The organism is Streptomyces sp. NTH33 (genome assembly GCF_003236365.1).
GTDB lineage: Bacteria > Actinomycetota > Actinomycetes > Streptomycetales > Streptomycetaceae > Streptomyces.
The window spans coordinates 1-4,969 of record NZ_POTZ01000495.1; the positions used below are offsets into that span (position 1 = coordinate 1).

The following is a 4,969-nucleotide window of genomic DNA, read 5'->3' on the forward strand; positions in this document are numbered from 1 at the left end:
CGAGGTCCCCACCGCCTCCTCCCGCGACTACGCGATCGTGCACTACAAGCGCACCGACGGCGACTACGCGAACTGGGGCCTGTACGCGTGGGGCGACCTCGCCGACGGCGAGGCGACCACCTGGCCGGACAGCCACCCCTTCATCGGCCGCGACGCCTACGGCGCCTTCGCCTACGTCAAGCTGAAGCCGGGCGCCTCCGACGTCGGCTTCCTGGTCATCGACAAGAACGGCGACAAGGATGTCTCCGCCGACCGGTCCATCGACCTCACCAGGACCGGCGAGGTCTGGGTCGAGCAGGGCAAGGAGGCCGTACGGACCACGCGGCCCGCCGACTACCCCGCGCAGGACAAGTCCAAGGCGGTCCTCCACTACCACCGCGCCGACGGGAACTACGACGGCTGGGGCCTGCACGTCTGGACGGGCGCCGCGAACCCCACCGACTGGTCGAAACCCCTCCAGCCGGTCAAGACTGACTCCTATGGCGCGGTCTTCGAGGTACCGCTCAGCGACGGTGCCACCAGTCTCAGCTACATCGTCCACCAGGGCGACGAGAAGGACCTCGCCGCCGACCAGTCCCTGGACCTCAAGGCCGACGGCTACGAGGTGTGGCTCTTGAACGGCCAGGAGAAGCACCTGCTGCCGCAGCCCGCGGGCGGGGCGGCCGCCCTGGACCTGTCCACCTCCAAGGCGGTCTGGATCGACCGGGACACGGTCGTCCTCAACGGCTCCGACGCCGCCGCCTCCACCCAGCTGGTCTACTCCCACGACGGGTCCATCACCGTCAAGGACGGTGCCCTGACCAGTGACGACGAGCGCTGGCTGCGGCTGGACAGGACCACGCTGACCGACGCGCAGAAGGCGAAGTTCCCGCACCTGAAGGACCACACCGCCTACTTGGTCGACCCGCGCGACCGCACCCGGGTCCGCGAGGCGCTGCGCGGCCAGGTCGTCGCCTCCCAGCGGGCCGCGAACGGTGTCGTGCTGGCGGCGACCGGCGTCCAGCTCGCCGGCGTACTCGACGACGTCCACGGCAACGCAGCGACGAAGGCGCAGCTCGGCCCGGTCTTCCACGGCGGGCGGCCCACCTTGAGCGTGTGGGCGCCGACCGCGCAGAGCGTGGCCCTGGAGCTGGACGGCAAGGCGGTCGCCATGCACCGCGACGACACCACCGGCGTCTGGTCGGTCACCGGCCCGGCGTCCTGGAAGAACAAGCCGTACCGCTACGTCGTGAAGGTGTGGGCGCCCTCCGTCCGCAAGGTCGTCACCAACAAGGTCACCGACCCGTACTCGCTCGCCCTCACCGCGGACTCCGAGCGCAGCCTCGTCGTCGACCTGGGCGACAGGGCGCTCGCCCCGAGCGGCTGGTCGTCCCTGGCCAAGCCCAGGGCCGTACCGCTGAGGGACGCCCAGATCCAGGAGCTGCACATCCGCGACTTCTCCGTCGCGGACCGGACGGTCCCGGCGAAGGACAAGGGCACCTACCTCGCCTTCACGGACAAGGACAGCGACGGCTCTAAGCACCTGCGGGAGCTGGCCGGGGCGGGCACGTCCCACGTCCACCTGCTGCCGGCCTTCGACATCGCCACCATCCCGGAGAGGAAGGCCGACCAGGCCACCCCGGACTGCGACCTGGCCTCCTATCCGGCCGACTCCGAGCGGCAGCAGGCGTGCGTGGCGAGGACCGCCGCGAAGGACGCCTACAACTGGGGCTACGACCCGTACCACTACACGGTCCCCGAGGGCTCGTACGCCACCGACCCGGACGGCACGGCCCGCACCGTGCAGTTCCGGCAGATGGTGCAGGCGCTGAACCGGGACGGCCTCAGGGTCGTCATGGACGTGGTCTACAACCACACGGCGGCCAGCGGCCAGGCGGAGACCTCCGTCCTGGACAGGATCGTGCCGGGCTACTACCAGCGCCTCCTCGCCGACGGCTCGGTGGCCAACAGCACCTGCTGCGCCAACACCGCGCCCGAGAACGCCATGATGGGCAAGCTGGTCGTGGACTCGATCGTCACCTGGGCCAGGGAGTACAAGGTCGACGGCTTCCGCTTCGACCTCATGGGCCACCACCCCAAGGCCAACATCCTCGAGGTCAGGAAGGCCCTCGACGCGCTCACGCCGAAGAAGGACGGCGTGGACGGCAAGAACATCATCCTGTACGGGGAGGGCTGGAATTTCGGCGAGGTCGCCGACGACGCCCGGTTCGTGCAGGCCACCCAGAAGAACATGGCCGGCACCGGCATCGCGACCTTCTCCGACCGGGCGCGGGACGCGGTGCGCGGCGGCGGCCCCTTCGACGACGACCCCGGCGTCCAGGGCTTCGCCTCCGGCCTCCACACCGAGCCCAACTCCTCGGCGGCGAACGGCACCAGGGCCGAGCAGAAGGCCCGCCTGCTGCACTACCAGGACCTGATCAAGGTCGGCCTGAGCGGCAACCTGGCCGCGTACCGGTTCACGGACACCGGCGGCAGGCAGGTCACGGGCGCGGAGGTCGACTACAACGGCTCGCCCGCCGGATACGCGGACGCTCCCGGCGACGCCCTCGCCTACGCCGACGCGCACGACAACGAGTCGCTGTTCGACGCCCTGGCCTACAAGCTGCCGAAGGACACCCCGGCGGCCGACCGGGCCCGTATGCAGGTCCTGGCCATGGCGACGGCCGCGCTCTCGCAGGGCCCGGCGCTCTCCCAGGCCGGCACCGACCTGCTGCGCTCGAAGTCCCTGGACCGCAACTCCTACGACAGCGGCGACTGGTTCAACGCCATCCACTGGAACTGCGCCGACGGCAACGGCTTCGGCCGCGGGCTGCCCATGGCGGCCGACAACGAGTCCAAGTGGCCGTACGCCAGGCCGCTGCTGACCTCGGTCGAGGTGGGCTGCCCGCAGATCGAGGGGACCTCGGCGGCGTACCGGGACCTGCTGAGGATCCGTACGACGGAGAAGGCGTTCTCCCTCGCCACGGCCGCACAGGTGCAGGAGCGGCTGTCCTTCCCGCTGTCCGGGAAGGACGAGACGCCCGGCGTGATCACCATGAAACTCGGTGATCTGGTGGTGGTGTTCAACGCGACGCCCGAGCGGCAGCAGCAGCGTGTCGCCGCGCTCGCCGGGGCGCACTACCGGCTGCATCCGGTGCAGGCGGCGGGCGCGGACCCGGTGGTGAAGACCTCTTCCTACGCGGCGGCGACGGGCACGTTCACCGTCCCGGCCCGTACGGTCGCGGTCTTCGGGAACCGGTAACCGGGCCGGCCTCAGGAGGCGAGGTTCACGAGCCGGGCGATCAGGTCCCCGAAGGGGCCGTCGCCCGGCTCGTCCTTGAAGGCGCGGCGCAGCAGGGCGCTCATCTCCTCGTCGTAGGCGGCGCCGACGGCCGCGAGCGCGCCGAAGTCGTGCACGAGCTGCTTCTCCAGCTCGGCACGCGGGATGCGCCGGCCGTCCAGCCAGATCAGCGCCGTCGACTCGGCGAGCGAGATCCACGAGCGGACGACCAGTTCCAGGCGCGCGGGCGGGTCCTCGACCCGCAGGTGCGACAGGATCTGCTCGTACGCGGCCTGCCGTACGGAGTCGATGAGCGCGTTGGTCGTCGAGGAGCCAACCGCCGGGCCGCCGCGCATCAGGGCCGAGAAACCGGGGCCGTGCTCGTCCACGAAGTCGAAGAACCGGCGCATCACCCGCAGCAGCCGCGCCCCCAGCGGGCCCTCGTGCGGCTCCACGAACCGGTCCGCCAGGTCATCCGAGGCACGCTTCAACGCGGCTTCGTACAGGCTGAGTTTGCCGGGGAAGTAGTGGTAGACCAGCGGGCGGGAGATGCCCGCCGCGGACGCTATCTCGTCGATGGAGACCTCGTCGGGCGAGCGGCGGCTGAACAGTTCGAGGGCGACGCCGATCAACTGCTGCCGTCGTTCCTCGACTCCCATCCTGCGGCGAACCCCGGTAGTCATGCGAACACCTTACCGATCGAATTCGGCCCTGAACGGACCGGATCGATCGCGGTGTTCACTGCTGGCGCAGTACGCCGATGGTCGTGCCGTCGTTCAGCGTCCCCGTGAGGTCCGCACTGGCGCCCTGCCGGGTCGGTACGGCGAGCAGGTGGCCCTCGGAGGTCGCGCGGACGCCGCCCGTCGCGCTGATCGACGCGGTGTCCTCGGTGCCGGCCGCGAGCAGGTACCAGGTGCCGGCCTCCGACTTCCACAGCACCCCGGCCAGTACGTGCGGATCGCGGGCGCCGCACGCGGACACGTCCTCGGCCCTGGCCACGGGCGCGCCGTACTTCCCGCCGGGGGTGCGGAACTGGGCCAGCACCCGGGGGCCGGTGCCGCGCCAGGTCTCGGCGCGGGTGCACACCCACTCGGCCGTGCCGCTGTCGTCGGGCAGCGGCTGCCCGGCGTACTGCCAGGCGTTGACCGACCGGACGCCCTGTGCGCGCACGGCGCCCAGCGAGCAGGCGAACGGCGCCCAGGCGCGGCGCCCCGACTCGTCCGCCGCCTCCTGGGGGTCGGTGGGGCTGCCGGTGGTGAGGCGGGCGGGGACCAGTTCGCCCAGGTCGCTCAGCAGGTACGTACCGGAGTCGTCGGTCAGCTGCAGCGCGTTCCACGAGGTGCAGGGGCCGGACTTCCGGGCCGGGCCGGCCAGCGGCCGGGCGACGCCGTCCTTCAGGCCGAGGTCGGTGGCCTCGGAGTCGGGCCTGAGCAGGTCCCGTTCGGCCGCACCGGTCACCCAGGGCGCCGTCAGATAGCGGACGTTGCCGTCGGAGCGGCCGAGCACCACCGCGGTCGCCTCCGCGCCGGTGGCGCCGTCGACCCGGGCGAAGTCCAGGGCGACCTCGGCCGTGGAGCCCTTCGGCTCGGCGTAGCGGGCGATGCGCAGGCCGTCGTAGAAGATCACCACGTGCGCGTTGTCGACGTCGTCGGCGTAGAGCAGCTGCGGTGGTCCGGCGGGGCCGCCGGACCACCGCAGCTGCTCTACGCC

The 4,969-nt window shown here is 71.5% G+C and carries 2 protein-coding genes and 1 pseudogene; 1 reads left to right on the forward strand and 2 read right to left on the reverse strand.

Annotated elements, in window-relative coordinates:
• The coding region (gene pulA / locus C1I97_RS31390) for a pullulanase-type alpha-1,6-glucosidase (protein ID WP_146608349.1) at positions 1–3,241 on the forward strand (3,241 nt) is incomplete at its 5' end.
• Between the two features lie 11 nt (positions 3,242–3,252).
• Here the strand turns inward: pulA and C1I97_RS31395 are convergent.
• Together C1I97_RS31395 and C1I97_RS31400 are read right to left on the reverse strand one after the other, a co-directional pair.
• On the reverse strand, positions 3,253–3,942 hold the full coding sequence (locus C1I97_RS31395; protein ID WP_111006459.1) for a TetR/AcrR family transcriptional regulator: 690 nt from the start codon (positions 3,940–3,942) through the stop codon (positions 3,253–3,255).
• Positions 3,943–3,997: 55 nt separating this feature from the next.
• A pseudogene (locus C1I97_RS31400) lies at positions 3,998–4,969 on the reverse strand (hypothetical protein); the annotation flags it as partial.

Coding starts and splice junctions, on each gene's coding strand:
- C1I97_RS31395 (WP_111006459.1), bottom strand. CDS start 3,942: ATGACTACCGGGGTTCGCCGCAGGATGGGAGTCGAGGAACGACGGCAG.